Annotated in this window: 22 protein-coding genes; 12 read left to right on the plus strand and 10 right to left on the minus strand. The window is 73.2% G+C overall.

Annotated features, from left to right (window positions below; translation table 11 throughout):
• The first annotated feature begins 13 nt into the window (after positions 1-13).
• Genes HGA03_RS11635 through HGA03_RS11645 form a run of 3 tightly spaced genes read left to right on the plus strand, consistent with a single transcriptional unit; the run spans position 14 to position 1,853 of the window.
• Positions 14-790 carry a DUF3710 domain-containing protein gene (locus HGA03_RS11635; protein ID WP_168630444.1) on the plus strand — a complete coding sequence of 259 codons (777 nt, stop codon included), beginning with the start codon at positions 14-16 and terminating at the stop codon, positions 788-790.
• Entirely contained in the window at positions 790-1,158 is a 369-nt protein-coding gene (locus HGA03_RS11640; protein WP_168630445.1) for an OB-fold nucleic acid binding domain-containing protein, read from the plus strand. Before HGA03_RS11635 ends, HGA03_RS11640 begins: the two co-directional genes overlap by 1 nt.
• Positions 1,155-1,853 (plus strand): DUF3159 domain-containing protein, encoded by a 699-nt coding sequence (locus tag HGA03_RS11645; protein ID WP_239073462.1) that lies wholly within the window; start codon positions 1,155-1,157, stop codon positions 1,851-1,853. Before HGA03_RS11640 ends, HGA03_RS11645 begins: the two co-directional genes overlap by 4 nt.
• Here HGA03_RS11645 and HGA03_RS11650 read toward each other — a convergent pair.
• From HGA03_RS11650 to HGA03_RS11665, 4 genes are all read right to left on the minus strand, one after another.
• Positions 1,783-2,460, minus strand: a complete 678-nt coding sequence (locus HGA03_RS11650) for a potassium channel family protein (RefSeq protein ID WP_168630446.1) — start codon at positions 2,458-2,460, stop codon at positions 1,783-1,785. The two genes, HGA03_RS11645 and HGA03_RS11650, sit on opposite strands and share 71 nt — an antisense overlap.
• The gene (locus HGA03_RS11655; protein ID WP_203767142.1) at positions 2,457-3,107 is read right to left on the minus strand and encodes a potassium channel family protein; all 651 of its coding nucleotides are present in this window, start codon (positions 3,105-3,107) and stop codon (positions 2,457-2,459) included. Before HGA03_RS11655 ends, HGA03_RS11650 begins: the two co-directional genes overlap by 4 nt.
• A 61-nt stretch (positions 3,108-3,168) precedes the next feature.
• The gene (locus HGA03_RS11660; protein WP_168630448.1) at positions 3,169-5,061 is read right to left on the minus strand and encodes an FtsX-like permease family protein; all 1,893 of its coding nucleotides are present in this window, start codon (positions 5,059-5,061) and stop codon (positions 3,169-3,171) included.
• Positions 5,058-5,822, minus strand: a complete 765-nt coding sequence (locus tag HGA03_RS11665) for an ABC transporter ATP-binding protein (protein ID WP_168630449.1) — start codon at positions 5,820-5,822, stop codon at positions 5,058-5,060. Before HGA03_RS11665 ends, HGA03_RS11660 begins: the two co-directional genes overlap by 4 nt.
• 124 nt (positions 5,823-5,946) lie before the next feature.
• On the opposite strand from HGA03_RS11665, the gene HGA03_RS11670 reads away from it, so the two are divergent.
• From HGA03_RS11670 to HGA03_RS11695, 6 genes are all read left to right on the plus strand, one after another.
• Positions 5,947-7,293, plus strand: coding sequence for a sensor histidine kinase (locus HGA03_RS11670; RefSeq protein ID WP_168630450.1), 1,347 nt, complete (start codon positions 5,947-5,949; stop codon positions 7,291-7,293).
• Positions 7,286-7,951, plus strand: coding sequence for a LuxR C-terminal-related transcriptional regulator (locus HGA03_RS11675; RefSeq protein WP_168630451.1), 666 nt, complete (start codon positions 7,286-7,288; stop codon positions 7,949-7,951). Before HGA03_RS11670 ends, HGA03_RS11675 begins: the two co-directional genes overlap by 8 nt.
• Positions 7,952-8,000: 49 nt before the next feature.
• Complete coding sequence (locus HGA03_RS11680; RefSeq protein ID WP_168630452.1) at positions 8,001-10,004, plus strand: APC family permease; 2,004 nt, start codon at positions 8,001-8,003, stop codon at positions 10,002-10,004.
• Positions 9,973-11,244, plus strand: a complete 1,272-nt coding sequence (locus HGA03_RS11685; RefSeq protein ID WP_168630453.1) for a class I SAM-dependent RNA methyltransferase — start codon at positions 9,973-9,975, stop codon at positions 11,242-11,244. The genes HGA03_RS11680 and HGA03_RS11685 overlap by 32 nt, the downstream gene beginning before the upstream one ends.
• Before the next feature lie 69 nt (positions 11,245-11,313).
• Positions 11,314-11,490: a translation initiation factor 2 gene (locus HGA03_RS11690; RefSeq protein ID WP_168630454.1), complete on the plus strand. Its 177-nt coding sequence runs from the start codon at positions 11,314-11,316 to the stop codon at positions 11,488-11,490.
• Between the two features lie 187 nt (positions 11,491-11,677).
• The gene (locus tag HGA03_RS11695; RefSeq protein ID WP_168630455.1) at positions 11,678-14,494 is read left to right on the plus strand and encodes an aconitate hydratase; all 2,817 of its coding nucleotides are present in this window, start codon (positions 11,678-11,680) and stop codon (positions 14,492-14,494) included.
• A 49-nt stretch (positions 14,495-14,543) separates the two neighbouring features.
• Here the strand turns inward: HGA03_RS11695 and HGA03_RS11700 are convergent, their stop codons facing one another.
• Complete coding sequence (locus tag HGA03_RS11700; protein ID WP_239073461.1) at positions 14,544-15,464, minus strand: saccharopine dehydrogenase family protein; 921 nt, start codon at positions 15,462-15,464, stop codon at positions 14,544-14,546.
• A 72-nt stretch (positions 15,465-15,536) separates the two neighbouring features.
• Between HGA03_RS11700 and HGA03_RS11705 the strand changes: the two genes are divergently transcribed.
• The 3 genes from HGA03_RS11705 (at position 15,537) to HGA03_RS11715 (ending at position 18,625) form a co-directional block, all read left to right on the plus strand.
• Positions 15,537-16,118 (plus strand): TetR/AcrR family transcriptional regulator, encoded by a 582-nt coding sequence (locus HGA03_RS11705; RefSeq protein ID WP_168630456.1) that lies wholly within the window; start codon positions 15,537-15,539, stop codon positions 16,116-16,118.
• Positions 16,119-16,361: 243 nt separating this feature from the next.
• A complete protein-coding gene (locus tag HGA03_RS11710; RefSeq protein ID WP_168630457.1) occupies positions 16,362-18,071 on the plus strand; it encodes a hypothetical protein in 1,710 nt (569 codons plus the stop codon).
• The gene (locus tag HGA03_RS11715) at positions 18,068-18,625 is read left to right on the plus strand and encodes a hypothetical protein (protein WP_168630458.1); all 558 of its coding nucleotides are present in this window, start codon (positions 18,068-18,070) and stop codon (positions 18,623-18,625) included. Before HGA03_RS11710 ends, HGA03_RS11715 begins: the two co-directional genes overlap by 4 nt.
• Before the next feature lie 62 nt (positions 18,626-18,687).
• On the opposite strand, the gene HGA03_RS11720 is transcribed toward HGA03_RS11715, so the two are convergent.
• From HGA03_RS11720 to HGA03_RS11740, 5 genes are all read right to left on the minus strand, one after another.
• The gene (locus tag HGA03_RS11720; protein WP_168630459.1) at positions 18,688-19,572 is read right to left on the minus strand and encodes an aminoglycoside phosphotransferase family protein; all 885 of its coding nucleotides are present in this window, start codon (positions 19,570-19,572) and stop codon (positions 18,688-18,690) included.
• A 41-nt stretch (positions 19,573-19,613) separates the two neighbouring features.
• A complete protein-coding gene (locus tag HGA03_RS11725) occupies positions 19,614-20,339 on the minus strand; it encodes an NUDIX hydrolase (protein ID WP_168630460.1) in 726 nt (241 codons plus the stop codon).
• Between the two features lie 210 nt (positions 20,340-20,549).
• On the minus strand, positions 20,550-21,995 hold the full coding sequence (locus HGA03_RS11730) for an MATE family efflux transporter (protein WP_168630461.1): 1,446 nt from the start codon (positions 21,993-21,995) through the stop codon (positions 20,550-20,552).
• A gap of 126 nt (positions 21,996-22,121) precedes the next feature.
• Positions 22,122-22,820 (minus strand): type 1 glutamine amidotransferase, encoded by a 699-nt coding sequence (locus tag HGA03_RS11735; protein ID WP_239073460.1) that lies wholly within the window; start codon positions 22,818-22,820, stop codon positions 22,122-22,124.
• Positions 22,821-22,825: 5 nt separating this feature from the next.
• A complete protein-coding gene (locus HGA03_RS11740; protein WP_168630462.1) occupies positions 22,826-24,280 on the minus strand; it encodes a GuaB1 family IMP dehydrogenase-related protein in 1,455 nt (484 codons plus the stop codon).
• Between the last annotated feature and the right edge of the window lie 11 nt (positions 24,281-24,291).

Consider the following 24,291-nt stretch of genomic DNA (forward strand, 5'->3'; position numbering starts at 1 on the left):
AAGGTACGCACAGGTGGCGCTATTCCGGCGCGGGGCGAAGGATCGCACCGCCGAGCAGGAGTCCGAGCCGACCGAGGTGGCCGAGGTGACCGAGGAGGTCACCGACGAGCCCCAGGCCGACGACGAGGCAGTCGTCCCGGACCGCACCGACGGCCCGTGGGATGTGGCGGAGGACGTGCCGGCCGGTCCGCGGATCGACCTGGGCGCGCTGCGGCTGCCCGGCATCCCGGGGATGGCCCTGCGGATGGAGATCGACAAGAAGTCCGGCACGGTCACCGGCGTGGCCGTGACCCTGGGCGAGTCGACCCTGCAGATGCAGGCCTTCGCCGCCCCGCGCAGCGAGGGGATCTGGGACGAGATCCGCGAGGAGATCGCCGCCTCGGTCACCAAGCAGGGCGGTTCGGTCGATGATCTGCCCGGCCCGTTCGGCCGCGAGCTGCTCGCCCGGCTGCCGGTGCGCACCCCCGAGGGCCGTACCGGTCACCGCCCGGCCCGGTTCGTCGGGGTGGACGGCCCGCGCTGGTTCCTGCGCGGAGTGATCACCGGCCGCGCCGCCGTGGACCCCGAGGCCGCCACCGCGATCGAGGACCTGTACCGCCGCACCGTGGTGGTGCGCGACGGCCAGGCCCGGCCGCCCCGCGACCTGCTGGCGCTCACGCTGCCGAACCAGGCCGACGGGGTGAAGCCGGGCGCCCCGGCGCCGAACACCGCCGCCGGCCAGCCGACCAGCGAGGACGAGCCGACGTTCGACCCGCTGACCCGCGGCCCGGAGATCACGGAGATCCGCTGATGACACTGCGGGACACCTTGCGCAAGGCGGTCGCCTCGCAGGACGAGATCGAGGCCGACGAGGAACGCGCCGACGCGGTGCGCACCAGCGGCTGCACCCCGGTGGGCACCGCCCCGGAACGCACCCGGGTCAAGCTCGCCGGCGTGCTGCGCTCGGTGGTGCTGCGCCCCCGGGAGGGCGTGCCCGCGCTGGAGGCCGAGCTCTACGACGGCTCCGGCACGGTGGAACTGGTCTGGCTCGGCCGCCGGGAGATCGCCGGGGTCGAGCCCGGTCGCCGGCTGAAGGTCGAGGGCATGGTCTGCACCCGGGAGGGCCGGCGGTCGATGTTCAACCCGCGGTACGAGCTGCGACCCCGGCCGGGCGAGTGAGCGAGGCGGGCGCGGGCGGCATCCGGTCGATCTCCGGGGAGACGTTCTCCCTGCAGGAGGCGGTCGGCGGTTGGCGGGGCGCGATCGAGTCCGTGCTGCCCGGGCTGCTGTTCGTGGTGGTCTTCGTCGCCGCCGGGCAACGGCTCACCCCGGCGCTGATCGCCGCAGGGGCCAGTGCGCTGATCGCGGTGCTGCTGCGGTTGATCCAGCGCAGCCCGCTCACCCAGGCGTTCTCCGGCGTGCTCGGGGTCGGGATCGGGGTGTTCTGGGCCTGGCGCACCGGCGAGGCCAGCGACTACTTCGCCTGGGGCCTGCTGGTGAACGCCGGCTACCTGGCCGCATTCGTGGTGTCGATCCTGGTGGGCTGGCCGCTGGTCGGGCTGGTGCTCGGCCTGTTCCGCCCGGAGGGCCCGCTGAGCGAGGGCGGGTCCTGGGCCGGTGCGGTCGCCTGGCGCCGGGACCGGGTGCTGCGCCGCCGGTTCGCCGTGGTGAGCTGGGTGTGGGCCGGGATGTTCGCGCTGCGGCTGATCGTGCAGGGCCCGCTCTACCTGGCGGACAGCGTCGGCTGGCTGGGCACCGCGAAGCTGGTGATGGGCCTGCCGCTGACCGCGCTGGTGCTCTGGCTCAGTTGGATCCTGGTGCGCGGGACGACAGCAGCGCGGCCAGCTCCTGCTCCGACCCGTCAGGACCCGTGACGAACAACAGCTCGTCCCGCCCCTCCAGGGTGTCGTCGGCGCTGGGCGTGAACGGCCGCGCGTCCCGGACGATGCAGGACAGCACGGTGTCCGCCGGCCAGTCGATCTGACCCACCAGGGAACCGGCCAGCGGGGAGTCCTCCGGCAGGGTCAGCTCCAGGATGTCCGCGCCGGACTGGTGGAAGGTGAAGATCCGCACCAGATCGCCGACCGAGACGGCCTCCTCGATCATCGCGGTCATGATCCGCGGGGTGGACACCGCGACGTCGACCCCCCAGGCCTCGTCGAACATCCACTCGTTCTTCGGATTGTTCACCCGGGCGACCGTGCGCGGTACGCCGTACTCGGTCTTGGCCAGCAGGGAGATCACCAGGTTGGCCTTGTCGTCGCCGGTGGCGGCCACCACCACGTCGCACTCGTCCACCCGCGCCTCGGTCAGGGTCGGCAGCTCACAGGCGTCCGCCAGGATCCAGTCGGCGTCGGCGACCTGGGCCACCCGCATCGCGGCGGGCTGCCGGTCGATCAGCGTCACCTCGTTGTCGCCGGCCAGCAGTTCCTTGGCGATCGAGCGGCCCACCGAGCCGGCTCCCGCGATCACGACCCTCATGCGGTCACCTCCGGCGCCGCGGTGATCGCGCGCTCGACGGCGGCCTGGTCGTCGGTCCGCATCAGCAGATGCACGATGTCGTTCTCCTGGAGCACGGTCTGGGCGTCCGGCAGCAGGCCGTCGCCGTAGCGGGTCAGGTAGGCCACCCGGGCGCCGGTGGCGTCCTCCAGCGCGCGCAGCGGCTTGCCCCGCCAGCCCGGGTGCACGTCGACCTCGGCCAGCAGGATCCGCCCGGAGGCGTCGCTGAACTGGCTGGTGGCACCCATCGGCAGCAGGCGGCGCAGCACCTGGTCGGCGGTCCAGCGCACGGTGGCCACGGTCGGGATGCCGAGCCGCTGGTAGATCTCCGCGCGGTGCGGGTCGTAGATCCGGGCGACCACGTTGTCCACCCCGAACGTCTCCCGGGCCACCCGGGCCGCGAGGATGTTGGAGTTGTCGCCGTCCGCGACCGCGGCGAAGCCGAAGGCGTCGTCGATCCCGGCCTGGCGCAGCACGTCCCGGTCGAAGCCGAGCCCGGTGACCTTGGAGCCGCCGAACCCGGCGTCCAGGCGGCGGAACGAGTCCGGGTTCTGGTCGATCACCGCGACGGAGTGCCCGTGGCTCTCCAGCGACTGCGCGAGGGTGGCGCCGGCGCGGCCACAGCCCATGATGACGAAGTGCACGAGGCTGCACGCTATACCCATGCGGGCGGCCGCGGGCGCCGGGCGATCACTGCCGGGACAGCCGGCGCAGCTGCCACACCGTGCCACCCGCGGTGGCCGCCACGGCGAGCACCGCCGCGGCCCCCAGCGCCATGGCCATCGTGCCGACGGCGACCCGTGGCGCCTCGGCCCAGGAGAGCAGCACGTCCAGCCGCCAGGTGACCCAGGCGACGTCGGCGACCGCCAGCAGCGCGGCCACCACCAGCACCAGCACGGTCTCGACCACGGCCGAGCCGACGATTTGCCGGTCGGTCGCGCCGGAGCGGATCAGCCCGCCGAACTCACGGCGGCGGTCCGCGGCGCCGGACAGCCCGCCGAGCACGATCGAGCACGCCGCCATCGCGATGCCGCCCCCGAGGATGGCGATCACCGCATTGCGGCTCTGCCGGTCGGCGGCCGCGGCCTGCCGTTCGGCCAGTGCGGTGCCGGTGAGCACCTCCGCCGGGGCGGTCGCGGCGGCCAGCCGGTCGCGCACGGCGTCGCCGTCCGCCGTCCCGGTCAGGGTGATCACGGAGGCGGTGTCCACCTGGGTGGCCCAGGCGCCGACCAGGTCCGGGTCGATCAGGAGCTCGGCGGGCAGCACAGGGTCCGCGTCGACCACGGAGGTCACGGTCAGCACCACCGGGGTGTCCTGCGGCGTGACGACGGCCAGGGTGGCGCCCAGCGGCAGCACGCCCGGGTCGGTGGAGGCGACCGGGTACGCGGCCGCGTCGCCGTCCCCGGCGCGCTGGGTGGTGGTGACCAGATCCTGATCGGCCGCGGCGGCGACGTCGATGGCGCCGAGGTACCAGGTCTCCTCCTCCGGCGCGTCGTCCGGGTCGGTCTGGTCCAGGACGGCGGTGACCGCCAGGACGGACAGTTCGGTGACCGCGGCGATCCCCTCGCCGGCCGCGATGTCGGCCGGCAGCGGTGCGCCGGCGCTGAGCACCACCAGGTCGGCACGGCTGTCGGTGCCGGGGGTGCCGTTCGCGGTGCCGACGATGGTGAGCAGACCGCCGGACAGCGCGGTGATCAACAGCACCGGCAGGGCCAGGGCCGCGGTGCGGCGCACGGCGTACCGGGTGTGTTCGACCGCGAGCAGCCCCGGCCCCGGCCACCAGCGGGCCAGCGGTGCGCCGAGCAGCCGGGTGACGGTGGGCACCAGCACCGGCGCCAGGCAGGCCAGGGTGGTCACCGAGACCAGGCTGGTCAGCAGGCTGAAGCCGAAGACGTCATCGGTGGAGGTGACCCGGACCGTGGACAGCGCCGCCAGCCCGCCGGCGCCGAGGACGGCGACCACCCAGCGGGTGGCGGTCATCGCGCGCCGGGCCGGGACCACGTCGGTCACGGCGACCAGCGGATCGGTCCGGCCGGCGCGGCGGGCGGCGGGGCGGGCACCGAAGAACGTGATCACCAGCCCGAGGCCCAGCACCACCGCCGGACTCCACGGCAGCGGGGTCACGTCCAGCCCGGCGGGCGCGAACTCGGTCCGGACCAGCAGCGCGTTGATCACGGCACCGGCCGGCCAACCCAGCAGGCAGCCGGCCAGCGAACCGAGCAGGCCGATCCCCATCACCTCGGTGACGATGCTGCGGGACACCTGGCGGCCGGTGGCCCCGGTCAGCCGCAGCCGGGCGATCTCCGGCAACCGGGCGTCGATGGTGAACGCGGTCATCGAGGACACCAGGGACGTCGCGGTGAACAGCGTCAGGGCCAGGGTCCAGCCCAGCACGGACATCGCGCCCTCGCTCAGCATGTCGTCCGCCGGGACCGGGACGCCCGGCAGGTACCGGTCGGTGCCGGCGGCGATCAGCACCGTGAACGAGCCCGCCATCAGCGCGGTGGCCACCGCGATCAGGACGGCGAGCACCAGGTTCGCCCGGGCGTGTGCCCGGAACAGCGGCCGGCCCAGTCCGGTCACGCGGCGGCCCTCGTCTCCAGGTCGGTGAGCACCGCGGACACTGCGCCGGGGTCCATCGGCCCGGCGTCGGCGGTGACCTGGCCGTCGTGCAGGAAGACCACCCGGTCCGCCCGGGCGGCCACCGTCGGGTCGTGGGTGACCATCACCAGGCAGGTCCCGGCCGCGACCAGCTCGCCGAACAGGTCCAGCGCACGGGCGGAGGCCCGGGAGTCCAGGGCGCCGGTGGGCTCGTCGGCGAACACCACCTCGGGCCGGCCGACCAATGCCCGGGCGATCGCCACCCGCTGCTGCTGGCCGCCGGACAGCTGGTCCGGGCGGTGCCCGGCACGATCGGCCAGGCCGACCTTGGCCAGTGCGTCCCGGGCCACGCCGCGCGGGGGCCGCACCCCGGCCAGTCGCAACGGCAGTTCCACGTTGTGCGCGGCATCCAGGGACGGCACCAGGTTGAAGGACTGGAAGACGAAGCCGACGTGCCGGCGGCGCAGCACGGTCAGCTCGCTCTGCCGCAGCTCCGCCAGGTCGTGGCCGACCAGCCGGACCCGGCCGGTGTCCGGGCGCAACAGCCCGGCCGCGGTCAGGAGCAGGGTGGACTTGCCCGAGCCGGAGGCACCCATCACCGCGGTCCACCGGCCGGGTGCGAAGGCCAGGGACACCTCGCGCAGCGCGGGCACCGCCTCACCACCGAGGTGGTACGACTTGGACACGGACTCGACGACGCACGGCACGGACGGGTCGGCACCGGCAGGGGTTCGCTTGCTCACGGCAGCCAGCCTTCCCGGCCGGGACGGCGTTGTCGGTGGGGTTGGCCACCCGGTGGGGTAGACCCAGGTCTACTTCTCACCGCACTCCGGTCACCGAGGGCCGCGGCGGTGGCAGGGTGTGGCCATGGACGACGGACTCGGGGCGGCGCTGCGCGGTGGTCCCCGCGACTACCTGCGCTCGTCCTGGCCGTGGCGGGCCTGGGGCTGGTGCGCGCAGGCCGGGGTCGCCGGCGGCATCGTCTACGGGCTGGGCGCCGCGGTGGTGGTGCCGGTCGCCTCCGGGACCTGGCGGCTGACCACCATCGGCGGGGTGCTGCTGGAGGCGCTGATGCTCCTGCTGTTCACCGTCACCGCGATGCTGATCGGCGCCTGGCAGCGGCAACTGGCCCGGGTGGGACGGTCGACGGTGCTCAGCCGCTACCCCCTGCCGCCCGGCCCGGCCGCCGCGACCGGGCGGCGGCTGAGCCGTGCCCTGCGCGCCCCGTTCCGGCGCGGCGCACTGGTGCGTGACCTGATCTATGCGGTCGCCTTCCTGCCGCTGGCCGCCGCCGCCGCCCTGGCCGCGCTGATCCCGCCGTTCTCGGTGCTGGCCGGGCTGGCCGGGATCGGGCAACTGCTCGCCTCCGGGCGGATCGAGAGCGGGCCCGACCTCGCGGACGTGGCGGGCGTCGCCGGAGCGGCGGTGGTCACGCTCGGCGCGCCCTGGATCTGGGGCTGGCTGGCGCTCGCGGGCTACCGGCTGGCCGAGGGCGTGATGGGCGTGGGGGCGACCCGGGCCGCCGAGCGGGAACAGGCCTGGCGGGCCTCGCGCCGGCGGCTGTCCAGCGCGTTCGAGGCCGAGCGGCGCCGGATCGAGCGGGACCTGCACGACGGGCCGCAGCAGCGGATCCTGGCCCAGATGCTCACCCTGGGCCTGGCCGCCGACGAGCTGCGCGCCCTGGGCGAGCCCGCCGCCGGTGCCCTGGACCTGGTGGAACGGGCCCGGCGGGAGAACGGCGCCGTGCTGGCCGAGCTGCGGGACCTGGTCCGGGCGATCCACCCGCAGGTGCTCACCGATCGGGGCCTGGCCGCCGCGCTGGCCGAGGTGCTGTCCCGGTTCCCGCTGCGGGTCGAATCGCGGCTGGAGTACCCGCAGCAGAACCGGCCGGACCCACTGGTGGAGTCCACCGCGTACTTCGTGGTGCTGGAGGCGCTGTCCAACGCGGTCAAACACGCCCGGTGCCGGTCGGTGGAACTGGATGTGCGACTGACCGATGACGTGCTGCACCTGCTGGTGGTCGACGACGGGATCGGTGGGGCCACGGTGCGACCGGAGGGCGGGCTGGCCGGGCTGGCCGACCGGGTGGCCGCGGTGGCCGGACGGTTGCGGATCGACTCACCGCCCGGCGGCCCAACCGTGCTGCGGGCGGACATCCCGTGCCAGCCCCGGCTGATCCCGCCGGGACGACAACTGGAGGACATCGATGGCTGACCGCCTGCGGATCGTGCTCGCGGAGGACGCCGCACTGATCGGCGAGGGACTGGTGGCGGTGCTGGACCGGGCCGGGCACCGGGTGACCAGCTGGGTGCGGGACGCCACGTCGATCCCGGCGGCGGTCGACCGTGACGACCCGGACCTGCTGCTGACCGACGTGCGGATGCCGCCGGGCAACGCCACCGACGGGCTGGAGGCCGCCCTGGCCCTGCGCGCGCGCCGGCCGGGCTTCCCGGTGCTGGTGCTCTCGCAGTACATCGCCCGCGAGTACGCCCGCGAACTGCTCGCAGACGGCGGCGGGGCGGTCGGATACCTGCTCAAGGAGCGGATCAGTGCGATGGCGGAGTTCCGGTCCGCGTTGACCACGGTGGCCTCCGGCGGGACCTGCATCGACCCGGAGGTGGTCGCCACCATGCTGCGTGCCCGGCGCTCCGGCCCGCTGGACCGGTTGACCGAGCGGGAGCGCGAGGTGCTGGCCCGGATGGCGGAGGGCCGGTCGAACGCGGAGATCGCGGCGGCGATGTTCGTGTCGGAGGCGGCGGTGGTCAAACACGTCGGCTCGTTGCTGAACAAGCTCGGCCTGCCCGCCGACGCGCCCGGCAACCGGCGGGTGCGGGCGGTGCTGGCCTGGTTGGACGCCGCCCAGAGCCCCTGACCGGACGTACCCACGCGGCGGTGCCGGATCGGGCCTAGCATGATCCCTCGTGCCGGACCTCGCGGATGCCGCCAAACGATTGTTGCTGGGCCGACCGGTCCGCAGCGAGAACTTGGGGCACACCCTTCTGCCCAAGCGGATCGCTCTGCCGATCTTCGCCTCGGATGCCCTGTCGTCGGTGGCCTACGCCCCGGACGAGGTGCTGCTGACCCTCGCCCTCGCCGGCGTCGGGGCCACCGTGATCTCGCCGTGGGTCGGCCTGGCGGTGGTGGTGGTCATGGTGACCGTGATCGCCTCCTACCGGCAGAACGTGCACGCGTACCCCAGCGGCGGCGGCGACTACGAGGTCGCCACGGTCAACCTCGGACCCAAGGCCGGTGTGACGGTCGCCTCCGCGCTGCTGGTCGACTACGTGCTGACCGTGGCGGTGTCGGTGTCCTCCGGCACCCAGTACGCCGCGGCGGCGATCCCGGCACTACGCGGGCACGAGGCGCTGTTCGCGGTCGGGATCGTGGTGCTGCTGACCATCGCGAACCTGCGCGGGGTGCGCGAGTCCGGGCGGGCGTTCGCGGTGCCGGTGTACCTGTACATGATCGCGGTGGGCGGTACGGCGGTCTTCGGTTTCGTGCAGTACCTGACCGGCAACCTGCAGATGGCCGAGAGCGCGGATCTGACGATCGTGCCGCAGGACGGCATGGAGCAGGGGCTGGTCGGCATCGCCGGGGCGTTCCTGGTGCTGCGGGCGTTCGCCTCCGGGTCGGCGGCGCTGACCGGCGTCGAGGCGATCAGCAACGGCGTGCCGTCGTTCCGCAAGCCGAAGTCCAAGAACGCGGCGACCACCCTGCTGCTGCTGGGCTGCCTGTCGGTGTTCCTGATGATGTCGATCCTGATGCTGGCCCGGGTGACCGGGGTGCACTACGTCGAGGACCCGCAGAGCCAGCTGATGGGCCCGAACGGCCAGCTGGTCGGCGACGACTACGTGCAGGACCCGGTGATCGGGCAGCTGGCGCAGACGATCTTCCACAGCTTCCCGCCGGCGTTCTACCTGGTGGCGGTCGTCACCGGCCTGATCCTGGTGCTGGCCGCGAACACCGCCTTCAACGGTTTCCCGGTGCTCGGCTCGATCCTGGCGAAGGACGGCTTCCTGCCCCGCCAGCTGCACACCCGTGGCGACCGGCTGGCGTTCAGCAACGGCATCATCACCCTGTCCGCCGGGGCGATCGCGCTGATCGTGGCCTTCGACGCGCAGGTCACCCGGCTGATCCAGCTCTACATCGTCGGGGTGTTCGTCTCCTTCACCCTGTCCCAGCTCGGCATGGTCAAGCACTGGACCCGGGAGCTGCGCACCGAGCCGGACCCGAAGAAGCGACAGCGGATGGGCCGCTCGCGGGTGATCAACGCGATCGGCTTCGGGATGACCGCCACCGTGCTGCTGATCGTGCTGCTGACCAAGTTCACCCACGGTGCCTGGATCGCGATCCTGGCGATGGTGATCGTGTTCATCGTGATGCGGGCGATCCGCAAGCACTATGACACCGTGCGCGACGAGCTGGCACTGGACGACGAGGCCGCCGCGAAGGCGCTGCCCAGCCGGGTGCACGCGATCGTGCTGGTCTCGCACCTGCACCGGCCGACCATGCGCGCGATCGCCTACGCCCGGGCCTCCCGGCCGCAGGTGCTGGAGGCGCTGACGGTCGCGGTGGACGGCGAGGACGCGACCGCCCTGCGCGAGCAGTGGGAGAAGATGGATCTGCCGGTGCCGCTACGGGTGCTGGACTCGCCGTTCCGGGAGATCACCCGGCCGGTGATCACCTATGTGCGATCGATCCGCCGGGAGAGCCCGCGCGATCTGGTCGTCGTGTACATCCCCGAGTACGTGGTCGGGCACTGGTGGGAGCAGTTGCTGCACAACCAGAGCGCGCTGCGGCTGAAGGGGCGCCTGCTGTTCACCCCCGGTGTGGTGGTGGCCTCGGTGCCCTGGCAGCTGTCGTCCACGCAGGGGCAGACCGGGATGGAGGAGCATGTCCGCAGGACGACGAGCCGGGGTCTCTGACCGCCGCCGGAGGGTGGCGACCGAGCCGCTGCCCACCGAGCTGATCGAGGTCGAGGTCGGTCCGGTCGCCCACGGCGGGCACTGCGTCGCCCGGATGGACGACGGCCGGGTGGTCTTCGTGCGGCACACGCTGCCCGGCGAGCGGGTCCGGGCGCGGGTGACCGAGACCGGGCCGAAGTTCTGGCGCGCGGATGCGGTCGAGGTGCTGGACGCCTCCCCGGACCGGGTGCCCTCGGTGTGGCCGGAGGCCGGGCCCGGCGGGGTCGGCGGCGGCGAGCTGGCGCACGTCCGGCTGGACGCGCAGCGGGCCTGGAAGTCCGCGGTACTGACCGAGCAACTGGCCCGGCTGGCCCGGATCGACCGCGAGGTGCCGGTGGACGGGGTGCCCGGCGGTGACGACGACGACGGTTTGGGCTGGCGGACCCGGGTGTCCTTCGTGGCGGATGCCGAGGGGCGGCTCGGGATGCGGAAGTTCCGCTCGCACGACGTGCTGGCGCTCGAGTCGATGCCGCTGATGAGCGAGGAACTGGCCGCACTCGGCCTGCTGGACCGGCGCTGGCCGGCCGGTGTGGTGGTGGACGCGGTCGCGCCGGCCGGCGGCGACACCCCGGTGGTGCTGGTCGACGGGCAGCCGTTCGACCTGCGGCGTGGCCGGGTCGATCCGCGGCCGAATGCCCGCACCGCAGTGCGCGAGGTGGTCGGCGACTGGCAGTACCGGGTGGCCGCCGCCGGGTTCTGGCAGGTGCACCGGCAGTCGGCCGGCACGCTGGTCGACGCGGTGCTGTCCGGCGTCGGCGAGGCGGGCACCGTGCTGGACCTGTTCTCCGGTGCCGGGCTGTTCAGCCTGCCGCTGGCCGACCGGGTGGGGGAGTCCGGCCGGGTGATCGCCGTCGAGGGTGAGGCCCGCGCGGTCAAGGACGCCCGGCGCAACGCGCACGACCGGCCGCAGATCGAGCTGCACCAGGGCGATGTCGGGCAGGTGCTCCGGTCGCTGGGCTCGGTGGGTGCGGTCGACGCCGTGGTGCTCGACCCGCCGCGGGTGGGCGCCGGCCGCGAGGTGGTCCGGTCGGTGGCCGCACTGGCCCCGGCCCGGATCGTCTACGTCGCCTGCGACCCCGCCGCGCTGGCCCGGGACGTGGCCTACCTGGTCGACGAGGGCTACACGCTCGGCGACGTCCGCGGCTACGACCTGTTCCCGATGACCCATCACGTGGAGGCGGTCGCGGTTCTCGCGCGATGAGCACGGCGGCGCACTAGCGTGGACGGACCGGCCGGGGTGGGCCCTGGCCACGAGTCCGAGGAGCGCGCCATGACCGATCAGCACGAGTCCGCCGCCGAGGCCACCCGTCGCGTGGCGGAGGCCAGTCGTCGGGCCACGGAGGAGCTGCACAAGCAGGGCACCCCCGACTACGACCCGCGTCAGCACCAGAAGGCCGTCGAGCGCGAGCGCCGCGCCGCCGAGACCCGCGAGGGCTCCGCGGAGTAGCAGCCAGAGGGATCTCGTGCGCCGGGGGCGGGACGTGCGCGCGCGGTAGGCCCGCACGCCCCGCGCCCGGACGGGTGCGCGCGGGTGCGGCCGTTCGGGGTAGGATGTATCTTGACGTCAAGATACTTTGCTGCAACAGCGCAGCGGGTCGCCCCCCACGGCCACACTCGCCAGTAAGGAGTCACCAGTGACCAGCGTCGACAGCTTCGGGTCGAAGGCCCCGCTCCAGGTCGCGGACACCGAGTACGAGATCTTCCGGCTGGACGCCGTCGAGGGTGTCGACCGGTTGCCGTACAGCCTGAAGATCCTCGCCGAGAACCTGCTGCGCACCGAGGACGGTGCCAACATCACGGCCGACCACATCCGGGCGCTGGCCGCCTGGGACCCGCAGGCCGAGCCGGACACCGAGATCCAGTTCACCCCGGCCCGGGTGATCATGCAGGACTTCACCGGCGTGCCCTGCGTGGTCGATCTGGCGACCATGCGCGAGGCGATGGCGGACCTGGGCGGCGACCCGACCCGGATCAACCCGCTGGCGCCCGCCGAACTGGTGATCGACCACTCGGTGCAGATCGACGTCTTCGGCCGCGAGGACGCGTTCCGCCGCAACGTCGAGATCGAGTACCAGCGCAACCACGAGCGCTACCAGTTCCTGCGCTGGGGCCAGACCGCCTTCGACGACTTCAAGGTCGTCCCGCCGGGCACCGGCATCGTGCACCAGGTCAACATCGAGTACCTGGCCCGCGGCATCATGACCCGCGAGGTGGACGGCACGCTGCGCGCCTACCCGGACACCTGTGTCGGCACCGACTCGCACACCACCATGGTCAACGGCCTGGGCGTGCTGGGCTGGGGCGTCGGCGGGATCGAGGCCGAGGCGGCGATGCTCGGCCAGCCGGTGTCGATGCTGATCCCGCGGGTGGTCGGCTTCAAGCTGACCGGCCAGATCCCCTCCGGCGTGACCGCCACCGACGTGGTGCTCACCATCACCGAGCAGCTGCGCCGGCACGGCGTGGTCGGCAAGTTCGTCGAGTTCTACGGCGAGGGCGTGGCGGCGGTCCCGCTGGCCAACCGGGCGACCATCGGCAACATGTCCCCGGAGTTCGGCTCCACCTGCGCGATCTTCCCGATCGACGACGTGACCATCGACTACCTGCGGCTGACCGGTCGCAGCGCGCAGCAGCTCGCGCTGGTCGAGGCCTACGCCAAGGAGCAGGGGCTGTGGCACGACCCGTCCCGCGAGCCGGTGTACTCCGAGTACCTGGAGCTGGACCTGTCCACCGTGGTGCCCTCGATCGCCGGTCCGAAGCGCCCGCAGGACCGGATCGAGCTCTCCGACGCCAAGGACTCCTTCGCCGGGTCGATCCTGGACTACGTCTCGGACTCCGAGGCCGCACCGTTCAAGGCGCTGTCCGGGCTGGACGAATCGGTGGACGAGACCTTCCCGGCCTCCGACCCGATCGCCGCCGGTGAGCACACCGACGCGTCCGATGCCCCGACCCACGCCCACGGCGATGCCTCCCGCCGCCCGCACAAGCGGGTGCCGGTGACCCTGGCCGACGGCACCGCGACCGAGCTGGACCACGGCGCGGTCGTGATCGCCTCGATCACCTCCTGCACCAACACCTCCAACCCGTCGGTGATGCTGGCCGCCGCCCTGCTGGCCAAGAAGGCGGTCGAGCGCGGGCTGTCCTCCCGGCCGTGGGTGAAGACCTCGATGGCCCCCGGGTCCCAGGTCGTCACCAACTACTACGAGAAGGCCGGGCTCTGGCCGTACCTGGAGAAGCTCGGCTTCCACCTGGTCGGCTACGGCTGTGCCACCTGCATCGGCAACTCCGGCCCGCTGCCGCAGGAGGTGTCCGACGTGGTCAACGAGCACGACCTGTCGGTGGTCTCCGTGCTGTCCGGCAACCGGAACTTCGAGGGCCGGATCAACCCGGACGTCAAGATGAACTACCTCGCCTCGCCGCCGCTGGTGATCGCCTACGCGCTGGCCGGGACGATGGACTTCGACTTCGACACCCAGCCGCTGGGCACCGACGAGGCCGGCAACGAGGTGTTCCTGAAGGACATCTGGCCCAGCCCGGAGGAGGTGCAGGCCACCATCGACGCCAGCATCGACCGGTCGATGTTCGAGGCCGACTACGCCGATGTCTTCGCCGGGGACGACCGGTGGCGCGCGCTGGAGACCCCGGAGGGCGACACCTTCGAGTGGGACGAGCAGTCGACCTACGTCCGCAAGCCGCCGTACTTCGACCAGATGGCCGCCGAGCCGACGCCGGTGTCCGACGTGACCGGTGCCCGGGTGCTGGCCAAGCTGGGTGACTCGGTCACCACCGACCACATCAGCCCGGCCGGGTCGATCAAGGCGGACAGCCCCGCCGGCCAGTACCTCGCCGAGCACGGGGTGGAGCGCCGGGACTTCAACTCCTACGGCTCCCGCCGCGGCAACCACGAGGTGATGATCCGCGGCACCTTCGCCAACATCCGGCTGCGCAACCAGCTGGTGCCGGGGGTCGAGGGCGGCTACACGGTCAATCACCTGACCGGCGAGCAGACCTCGATCTACGACGCCGCGCAGGCCTACGCCGAGGCCGCCGTGCCGCTGGTGATCCTGGGCGGCAAGGAGTACGGCTCCGGTTCGTCCCGCGACTGGGCGGCCAAGGGCACCGCGCTGCTCGGGGTCAAGGCCGTGATCACCGAGTCCTTCGAGCGGATCCACCGGTCCAACCTGATCGGCATGGGCGTGCTGCCGCTGCAGTTCCCGGCCGGTGAGTCCGCGGACTCCCTGGGCCTGGACGGCACCGAGACCTTCGACCTCACCGGGATCGAGGAGCTGAACACCGGCACCACCCCCCGGACCGTCGCGGTCACGGCGACCAAGGCGGACGGCAGCACGGTCGAGTTCGACGCGGTGGTCCGGATCGACACCCCGGGTGAGGCGGACTACTACCGCAACGGCGGGATCCTGCAGTACGTGCTGCGGTCGCTGGTCGCGGCCTGATCCGACGACGACGCCCCGGTTCCCCGCCTGGGGGACCGGGGCGTCGTCGTCAGTGCCAGCGGGTGCGGTGCGGCACCGCGAACTCGTCCAGGGTGGTCACCTCGGGCAGGTGGTGCACCCCGGCGGACAGGCGGGGGGCCAACTCGATCGCCCGGGCGGCGGCGTCCGCGGTGGCGTCGGACTGGCCGTGCCCGGTCATCGTGACGCGTGGGCCGTCCGCGTCCCGGACCTGCAACAGCCAGCGGTCCGAGCCCGGGAACCGTGGGTGGGCCGGCATCAGCCGGACCAGAGCCGGCACCCGGGCGAGCAGGGCGAGTGACGTGGTGGCCCAACCGGTGTCCATCCCGAACCAGGTCCGCACCGGGCGCCCGAGCAGCCGGGTCTCGGTGTGCTGGTCACAGAAGTCGGCGCGGTACAGGCGCCGGGTGCGACCGTCGAGGTCGAAGCGTCCCGCGACGGTGAGGTTCCGCACCGGCGTGCCGTCCGGGTCGGTGAAGTCGCGGCCCAGCAGGCGGTAGGTCCAGGCGGAGGCGGCCGCGCCGTGCTCCTCCCCGGTGCCGAAGACGATGGCGATGTCCAACGCGCCGGTGCCCGGGTACCGCGCGGCGACCGCATGGGTCATCAGGTTGGTCAGACCGGGGGCGATGCCGACGCTGAGGAGCACCGGGGCGGCCGGTTCCAGGCCTGCCAGCGCGGCGAGGTAGCCGGTGTCCGCGCTCAGCTCCACCACGGGCGTGTGCTCGGCGATGGCGGCGATCAGGGCCGGGTCCTCCAGTCCGGTGGCGTTGACCACGACGTCGGCGTCCCGGGCCGCGGCGCGCAACGCGGCCGGATTGGTGACGTCCAGCGGCAGGTCGGCGCGTGCGGCGTCCCGCCCGGCGGTGCGGATCAGGTGGCCGCGGGTGCGCAGGACGGTGCCGAGCCGACGGCCAACCGCTCCGTATCCGCCCAGGATCAGGATCGTGCTCACGGGTTCCTCCGAGAAGCTGAACAGTGGTGTTCGAGATAAACCGTACACCTATGTTCGAGTTACCATCGGCGGGTGCCCGCAACCCCACGAGCGGATGCCCGCCGCAACCGGCAAGCCGTGCTCGATGCCGCCCTGGACCTGTTCCGTACCGATCCGGCCGCGACGATGACCCGGATCGCCGCCGCCGCCGGGGTGGGGCGAGTGACCCTGCACGGTCACTTCCCGACCCGGCTGGACCTGGTGTTGGCGGTGGCCGACCAGGTCCGGGCCCGGGCCACCCAGGCGCTGGACGAGGTCGACCCGGACGGGCCGGCGATGCAGGTCCTGGACCGGCTGGTCGCCGCGACCTGGTCCGTGCTGGCGGACGCCCACGCAGCGATCGAGGCGGCCTGCCGGGTGCTGCCCGCCGACCAGGTCGATGCCCTCTACCAGCCGGTGACCGAGCGACTTGCCACCGCGGTCCGGCGCTGCGCGGCGGGGCGGGTGCCGGCGGAGGACGCACAGTGGCTGACGGTGGCGGTCTCGGCGTTGATGTACGCCGCGGCGGGCGAGGTCAACGCCGGCCGCGCCGAGCCGGAGGAGGCGGCACGCCGGCTGCGGGGAAGCGTGGCGGCCGTGCTGGGTGGGACACGGGGGGAAGCCGACCGGAACTGAGCACGAGACCAGTACGTGGTGAGCGTCGACGACCAGACCGCGGTGCTCAGCGCCGGCCCGGGGATGAGTCCGAACCCCTCGGTGAGGACGACCTCCACGGTCCGCTGTGCGCGGGCCCGGTCGGTTCCACGACCACGGTGTCGTCGGTGTGCGTAGGCTGCTGCCAGCCGCTCTGACCTGCCGACCTGTGCAGGCAGGTTCTTGGGCGAGAGGACCCACGGAGTGGCTACGACTGGTTTCTGCGTGAACACGACCCAGGTCGTCTCGATCGGGCACCGTGTGCGGTCGCTGGCTGAGAACGCGGACATTGACCTGCCTCGGGGGCTGGTCGGCTGTGGGTCGGTCGGTGTGGCTGGTGCGTGGGACCAGGTGCTGGTGACCGCGACCCGGGTGTACCACCGCGAGCTGCTGCCCAATCTGGGCATGTGGGGCGCCGTTGTCGTTGCGGCCGGGCAGTGGGCCGAGGCCAGGGACGCCGCTCTGGCTTCGGCGACCGGGACCGGGCACGCACCAGCGGTCCCCGATCTGGCAACCGATGGCCCGTGGCTGTCCCATCCGGTCTTTGCCGGGGGGACGGGTGCCGGGCTGTGCTGGGTGCCGGGCAGCCCTGGGCTCGGGACGTTCGGCGACACCTGCAGCACCGCGGCGTGGTTCCACCGCCTGGCGGACCTCGCCGGTGACGTGGCCTGGCGGTTCGAGGAGCAGATAGCCGCATTCGGGGAAGCGTGGACCGGTGACCTGGGTGCGGGTCTGTGCCAGATGGGGCGGCGTCTTTGTCAGCCGTTGCGCCGGTTCGCCGAGTTGATGGCACTCGCCCAGCCGGCCGCGGACCTGCACCGGTATGCGCAGACGGTCGAGGACATCGCTCAGAGCGCCGCGCAGGTGCGCGAGGGGCAGGCTGAGGCGCTGGCGATCATGGGCGCTGCGAGGAGTTCCCTGGACGACTTCGCCCGGATCGAGCGCTCGACGTCACTGACGACCAGCCAACTCGAGGAACAACGCCGCCTGCTGGTGCGCCACGGGCGCGCCGAGGACGAACTGTCTTCCCTCGCCCGGACGATGGACCGGTTGGACGAGGAACGCCGCCAGGCCGACACCGCGATCACGCAGATCGCCTGGCGACTGGCGGACGAGATCGCGAGCCTCGGCGTGGTTCCGGCGGCTGCTCCGAGCGCCGGCGGCACCACCACCGGTGTGAAAGGCACCGTCGTCCCGGCCGCGTACTCGACGGCCGCACCGGTCGCGGCGTCCGGCACGGTGGAGCCCTACCCGGACGGGCTCGGTCCGATGGGTCCGGCGCGCTGCCCCGAGTGGATCGAGTCCACCCCGCTGCCGCATGACGCGGGCGCCGGGGAGTTCGATTCGCGGCCGTGGACGCCCGCCGACTGGGCCAACTGGTGGGCGGCCTTCCTCGCGGCCACCGGTGCCGCGTTCACGGGGTTGCCGCGCGCCGGGAACCACCTGCTGCACTACCTGGAGGGCAGCGGGGAGGACGTCATCCTGCCCGTGGAGACGATGCTGGCGGAGTCCGCGAGCTTCCTCAATGACGTCGTCGAGTACCGGAAGGCCCTGGTAGCGCAGGCGATCCGGCTCGCCGGCCAAAGCGGTGCCACAAGCGCCGTCACGTTCCCCGTGCGTTCCGAATGGCGTGGGTTCACCTTCGACTCGACTGACGACCGCGACTGGTACCTGGCCGTGGGTTCTCTGAACTACGCGATCACCGGCGACATCACCGTGTATCCACCCTCACCCGGATCCTCGGAATGGATCTACACGATCAACTACCAGGTTTCGGTGGACGACCGCTACAACTGGGACGCGGGCAAGGCAACGCCCGTCGCCGGGACCACCATCAAGGACAGCGACCTGGCCGCGTTACACCTGGCCGGGTTCGCTCAGGAGTTCGACATGCACGGCACGTCGGAGATGATGACGAAGACCGGTGTCCGATGAAGCAGCTCGCCTTTCATGCCCTGTTTGCAGCCTGCGTCACCGTGCTCGCCGCCTGCACCCCGGTGGAGCCCTGGCAGTCCAACGGCACCGGGATCGTCTCGGGCGACCCGATCCTGCGCGAGGCCACGACGCTGCGCGGCCAGGCCGCGACCGACGCGCAGGACACGCTGACCGGCGTGATGGGCCTGGTGATCCCGGATGACGCCGTGATCGAGACCGTCGAGACCGTCGACATGCAGTGGGCCGAGGGCGGCTACGAGGTCAAGGACGCCACCGTCATCCGGATGAGCTTCCCGCGAGCGGAGGCCGAGGCGTTCGGCCGCACCACCCCCTGCCGGATCCTGGCGTATGACGAATGGTCAACCGGGTTCACGCCCTCCACCCAGCCGTGGGTGTTCGATCTCATCGACGAGAAGCCAGGCAGCGACGCCTACGTCTGTAGGGAGCCCGTCTCCGGCCAACCACCCGGCCCCACCCGCAACATGGTCGCCGTCATCAGCAACAGCGACCCCGTCGACGTGGTCGTGGCGATCTACCAGACCCCGAGTGACTGAGCGGCGCAAGCCGTGTCGGTTGCGAGGAGCCACGCTCATGACGCCGGCCAATGGCGGAGCGCTCAGGCCGTGAGCTGCCTCATCGCGTGCCGCCCGATCGCGCCGATCACCGGGTCGTCCTCGGAGTGCACGCACATCGCCGAGGCCATCGACACCGCCCACCCGGCCGCGCGGTCCCACAGCCCGGGGTCGTCCAGGGTGATCGCGGCCCGGAACACGGCCCGGCCCTCGGCGTCGAAGGTCAGCCACGCGGTCGCCAGGTCGCAGGCGGGGTCGCCCGAGGTCATGTCGCCGAAGTCCAGCACCGCGGCCAGCGTGCCGTCCCGGACCAGGAGGTTCGCCGGGTGCGGGTCGCCGTGCAGCCAGCGCGGGCTACCGGTCCAGCCGGGTGCGTCCACGGCCCGCCGCCAGATCGTGCGCAGGGCGTTCCGGTCGGCGAACTCGTCCAGCTGGCCGCCGTCGATCCGCTCCTGCACCAGGGTCCCGCGGTCACGCAGCGCGCCGGTGCGGTAGGGGTTGACCGGTGCGTCGGCCGGAGTGGTGAGTGCGTGCAGGCCGGACAGCGCGGCGGCGAGGTCGGCGGCCCAGGTGGTGCGGTCGGCGACCGGCTGGTCGGCGGCGATGGTGCCGTGGAACCAGGGCACGATGCTCCACGGCCAGGGGTATCCGGCGGCGGGGTGGCCGGTGCGCAGGGGGGCGGGCACCGGGACCGGGCAGTGCGCGGCGAGCACCGGCAGCCAGCGCTGTTCGTTCCGCAGCAGGTCGACGCCCTGGACCCGGCGGGGCAGCCGGATCGCCAGGTCGGTGCCCAGCGGCATGGTGAGGTTGTCCCAGCCGTCCATCGGTGCGCCGAGCGGGAGCTCGGCCAGGTCGGGGTGCTGGTCGGCGAGCAGCGCGCGCACCAGATCCGGGGTGATGTCGACCTCGGCGGCGGGGCGGGTGGGCACGACGGAACCTCCGAGAGCAGTGGGTGGGGTCGCTCAGGGTCTCACACCGGTGCGGGCACCGTGCGGCCGGTGTCCCAGGGCACGGCCCAGCCGGTGGCATCCAGGAGCCGGTCCAGCACGAAGGCGGTGAAGCCCCAGACCAGGATGCCGCGTTCGACCTCGAAGGCCGGGCCGCGGTACTCGTGGCCCCGGTGTTCCAGCACGGCGGTGACCCGGTGGGCGGGATCGACCAGGTCGGCCACCGGGGCGCGGAACACGTCGACGGTCTCGGCCGGGTCGGCGGCGGCCACCCGGTGCGGGCGGTCCCACCAGCCGAGCACGGGGGTGACCAGGTTCGACGAGGCGGTCACCGGCAGGTCGGGCAGCGTGCCGAGCACCCGGACGCCGGTGGGGTCGACCCCGGCCTCCTCGGCGCTCTCCCGCAGGGCGGCCGCCTCCGGGCCGGCATCCTCGGGGTCGATGCCGCCGCCGGGGAAGGCGACCTGGCCGGGATGGTGGCTGAGGGTGGGGGAGCGGCGGGTGAGCAGCACGTCCAGGTCGGTCGCCACCGCGGGTGCGTCGGCCTGCGCGGGGTGGGAGTCCAGGACGCCGAACAGGACCAGCACCGCAGAGCGGCGGACCGGCGTGCCGGTGGCGAAGGCGGCCAGAGGGTCGGGCGACCACACCGGCCGCCGGGTACACAGGGCGAGCAGGTCGTCCAGGGCGGCGGCCGACGGGGTGCCGGAGTGGCCGGCGCCCGCGTTCCAGATCGGTCCGGGGGCCGTCATGCGCGCGCCCACGGGGCGGTGCCATCGCCGGGCCGGACCGGCGGGTGCGGCGCCGCCGACAGGGGATGGTGCGCGAGGCCGACGGTCAGGTCGGCCCCGGCGGGCGGCTTCGTGCGCACGGTGCGGCTCCTCGGGCGTGGACGCGCCACGTTACCGGAGCGGCGCGCTCCGGGTCCGGTGGGGCGACGGCCGGGGCCGGGGATGACCGGGTCAGCGGTGCGCGAGGCCGAACTCCGGGTGCTGGTCCACCACCGCCGAACCGTCGCTGGGCCCCTCGACGGCGACCGGCTGCGGCACCACCGGGTCCACGGTCCGCGGCGCGACCGGCAGGCGCGCGAGATGCCGGTGTGCCCGCAGGTAGGCCGGCACCAGTAGCACCACGGCTCCGGCCCAGGCGAGCGGGTTGCCCCAGACCACGCCGATGAAGCCGAACGCCCCGCCGAGCACGATCGCCGCGCCGACCCGCATCACCAGCTCGATCGCGCCGGTCAGCGTCGGCACTCCGGTGTGGCCGAGGCCCTGGAGCGCACCGCGCAGCACGAACAGCACGCCGAGCACCGCGTACAGCGCCGCGTTCAGGTGCAGGAACTGGGTCGCGAGCTCGACCACGGGGGCGGCCTGGTCGCCCACGAACAGCCGTACCAGCGCGCTGCCCGAGGTGAACAGGATCACGCCCAGCGCCGCGGAGCCGCCGACCGCGATCCAGCACGCCTGGACGACCCCCTGCCGGATCCGGTCCGGCCGCCCACCGCCCAGGTTCTGTGCGACGAACATCGAGACCGCCAGCCCGAGCGACTGCAACAGCGCCACCGCGAGCCCGTCCACGCGCGACGCGGTGGTGTACGCGGCCACGGCGTCGGCGCCGAGGCTGTTCAGCCGCACCTGCACGGCCAGGGTCCCGATCGCGATGATCGACGCCTGGAACCCCATCGGCAGGCCGAGCCGCAGGTGCCCGACCAGGTCGGCGCGGGTGACGCGCCAGTCGTCCCGGTGCAGGTGCAGCACCGGGACCCGGCGCCGGACGAACTCGAGGCAGAGCAGCACGGACACCGCCTGGGACAGCAGCGTCGCGAGCGCGGCCCCGCCGACGCCCAGGTCCAGCGGCCCCACCAGCAGGATGACCAGCGCGACGTTGAGGCCGCAGGAGAGGGCGAGGAACAGCAGCGGCGTCCGGGAGTCGCCGATCGCCCGGATGATCGCGGACAGGAAGTTGAAGAACATCAGCGCACCCGCACCCAGGAAGCTCACCTGTGCGAAGGTGGTGGCCTCGGCCATCAGCGCGTCCGGCGTGCGCAGCAGCGCCAGCGCCGGCCCGGCGAGCAGCGGGGCGACCACGGTCAGCACCACGCTCGCGGCACCGGTCAGCACGGTCCCGGCGGCGACCGAGCGGCGCACCGCGGCGTGGTCGTGGGCGCCGAACGCCTGCGCGGTCGGGATCGCGAAGCCGGAGGTCATGCCCCAGGCGAATCCGAGCAGCAGGAACAGCAGGCTGCCGGTGGCGCCGACCGCGGCGAGGGAGTCGACGCCGAGGTGACGGCCGACGACGACCGCGTCGGCGAACTGGTAGAGCTGCTGGACGACGTTGCCGACGAGCAGGGGGACGGCGAACGCGAGGATGACGCGCCAGGGGCTACCGGCGGTCAGGACCTTGGCCATGACGAGGGGACTCCGGGGAGGGACGAAAGAGGCGGGAGGGGCGGGGCCACCGCCCATCGTATCGTTTCGATCGGCGGATACCAGTCCCCTGAACTGGTGGATTGTGCCGCCGTCATGCGGCGGTCGTCACACCCGTTCGCGGACGGATCGGGCGAACGCGGCCAGCCCCAGCTCGGCGCCCGGTCGCAGGGCGGTGAGGTACTGCCGCGAGCCCAGCCGGACGGCATCGACGTCCGCGGGTTCCAGGTCAGCGGTCATCTGCGGGGTGGCCAGCCAGAGGTCGAGCATCGTGGTGTCGGCCTCGAGGTGGAACTGCACCCCCACCGCGCTGCCCGCCCGGAACGCCTGGACCGGAGTCGTCTCGGTGCGGGCCAGCAGCGTCGCGCCGTCCGGCAGGTCGACGGCATCCGTGTGCCAGTGCAGCACCGTCGGCTCCGGGCCCAGGGGGTCCAGCAGCGGGTCGTGCGCGAGGGCCTCGACCGGGGCGAAGCCGATCTCGGTGCCGTGCCGGCGGTGCAGCCGAGCGCCCAGGGCCAGTGCCAGCAGCTGCATGCCCAGGCAGACGCCGAGCGTCGGCAGGCCGGCGTCGACGGCCTCGGCGAGCAGCCGGCGCTCGGCGGCCAGCCCGGGATGGCCGGCGTCGTCGTCCGCGTCCTGCGGGCCGCCCATCACGACCAGGCCGGACAGCTCGCCGACCGCGGGCAGCCGGGGGTGCGGGTCGTCGACCACGGTGCGGGTGGTGATCGGCAGCCCGTCCAGCGCCCGCGCGATCAGGCCCGGACCCTCGTGCGCGACATGGGTGAGCACCAGGACCGGCCGCGGCACCCCGGTCACCAGCCGTCGGGCAGCGGGCGCCCCTCGTCGTAGCCCGCCGCGGACTGGATGCCGACCACGGCGCGCTGGTGGAACTCCTCCAGCGAGGTGGCGCCGACGTAGGTGCAGGACGACCGCACGCCGGAGGTGATCCGGTCCAGCAGGTCCTCCACGCCGGGCAGCTTCGGGTCCAGGTACATCCGCGAGGAGCTGATCCCCTCCTCGTACAGCGCCTTGCGGGCGCGGTCGAAGGCGGAACCGCCGCGGGTCCGGGCGGCGACCGCACGGGCCGAGGCCATCCCGAAGGACTCCTTGTACAGGTTGCCGTCGCCGTCCTCGTGCAGATCGCCGGGGGACTCGTGCGTCCCGGCGAACCAGGAGCCGACCATCACCTGCGACGCACCGGCGGCCAGCGCGAGCGCGACGTCCCGGGGGTGGCGCACCCCGCCGTCCGCCCAGACGTGCTTGCCCAGGCGGCGGGCCTCGGCGGCGCACTCCAGCACCGCGGAGAACTGCGGGCGGCCGACCGCGGTCATCATCCGGGTGGTGCACATCGCGCCGGGTCCGACGCCGACCTTGACGATGTCCGCACCGGCCTCGATCAGGTCCCGGGTGCCCTCGGCGGTGACCACGTTCCCGGCCACCACCGGCACCTGCGGGTCCAGCGACCGGACGGCGGCCAGGGCGTCCAGCATCTTGCGCTGGTGGCCGTGGGCGGTGTCCACCACCAGCACGTCCACCCCGGCATCCAGCAGCGCGGCGGCCTTGGCCTTCACATCGCCGTTGATGCCGACTGCCGCCGCCACCCGGAGCCGGCCGGCCGCGTCCAGGGCGGGACGGTAGATCGACGATCGCAGCGCGCCGACCTGGGTCAGGACGCCGACCAGCTCGCCGTCGCGCACCACCGGGGAGAACTTGCGCCGGGCTGCGTGCAACCGCTCGAAGGCCGCGGAGAGGCCGGCGCTGCCGCCGGACTCCACGATGTCGAGTTCGACGGTGGTCGGGTCCGGGGTCATCACCTCGGAGACCTGGGTGAACCGGTCGACGCCCTGGCAGTCGGCGGGGGTGACCACGCCGACCGGGCGGCTGCCGTCCACCACCACCGCGGCACCGTGCGACCGCTTGCCGATCAGGGTCAGCGCGGTGTGCACGGTGTCCTGCGGGGTGACGGTGACCGGCGACTCGACCACGGTGTGCTTGGCCTTGACCGACGCGATCACGTCGGCGACCACCTCCACCGGTACGTCCTGCGGGATCACCGCGATGCCGCCGCGGCGGGCGACGGTCTCGGCCATCCGGCGGCCGGCGACGGCGGTCATGTTGGCGACCACGATCGGGATCGTGGTGCCGGTGCCGTCCGCACTGGACAGGTCGACGTCGAACCGGGAGGCGATCTCGGACCGGGACGGGACCAGGAAGACGTCGCCGTAGGTCAGGTCGGAGCTGGGCTGATGCCCGGGCAGGAAGCGCATAGGAGTTCCCC

Origin of the sequence: Cellulomonas denverensis, assembly GCF_012396125.1 — a bacterium.
Lineage (GTDB): Bacteria > Actinomycetota > Actinomycetes > Actinomycetales > Cellulomonadaceae > Cellulomonas > Cellulomonas denverensis.

Coding starts and splice junctions, on each gene's coding strand:
- HGA03_RS11655 (WP_203767142.1), bottom strand. CDS start 3,107: ATGGGCTGTGGCCGCGCCGGCGCCACCCTCGCGCAGTCGCTGGAGAGC.
- HGA03_RS11685 (WP_168630453.1), top strand. CDS start 9,973: ATGTCCGCAGGACGACGAGCCGGGGTCTCTGACCGCCGCCGGAGGGTG.
- HGA03_RS11725 (WP_168630460.1), bottom strand. CDS start 20,339: ATGACGGCCCCCGGACCGATCTGGAACGCGGGCGCCGGCCACTCCGGC.
- HGA03_RS11740 (WP_168630462.1), bottom strand. CDS start 24,280: ATGCGCTTCCTGCCCGGGCATCAGCCCAGCTCCGACCTGACCTACGGC.
- HGA03_RS11730 (WP_168630461.1), bottom strand. CDS start 21,995: ATGGCCAAGGTCCTGACCGCCGGTAGCCCCTGGCGCGTCATCCTCGCG.
- HGA03_RS11650 (WP_168630446.1), bottom strand. CDS start 2,460: ATGAGGGTCGTGATCGCGGGAGCCGGCTCGGTGGGCCGCTCGATCGCC.
- HGA03_RS11690 (WP_168630454.1), top strand. CDS start 11,314: ATGACCGATCAGCACGAGTCCGCCGCCGAGGCCACCCGTCGCGTGGCG.
- HGA03_RS11715 (WP_168630458.1), top strand. CDS start 18,068: ATGAAGCAGCTCGCCTTTCATGCCCTGTTTGCAGCCTGCGTCACCGTG.
- HGA03_RS11675 (WP_168630451.1), top strand. CDS start 7,286: ATGGCTGACCGCCTGCGGATCGTGCTCGCGGAGGACGCCGCACTGATC.
- HGA03_RS11670 (WP_168630450.1), top strand. CDS start 5,947: ATGGACGACGGACTCGGGGCGGCGCTGCGCGGTGGTCCCCGCGACTAC.
- HGA03_RS11640 (WP_168630445.1), top strand. CDS start 790: ATGACACTGCGGGACACCTTGCGCAAGGCGGTCGCCTCGCAGGACGAG.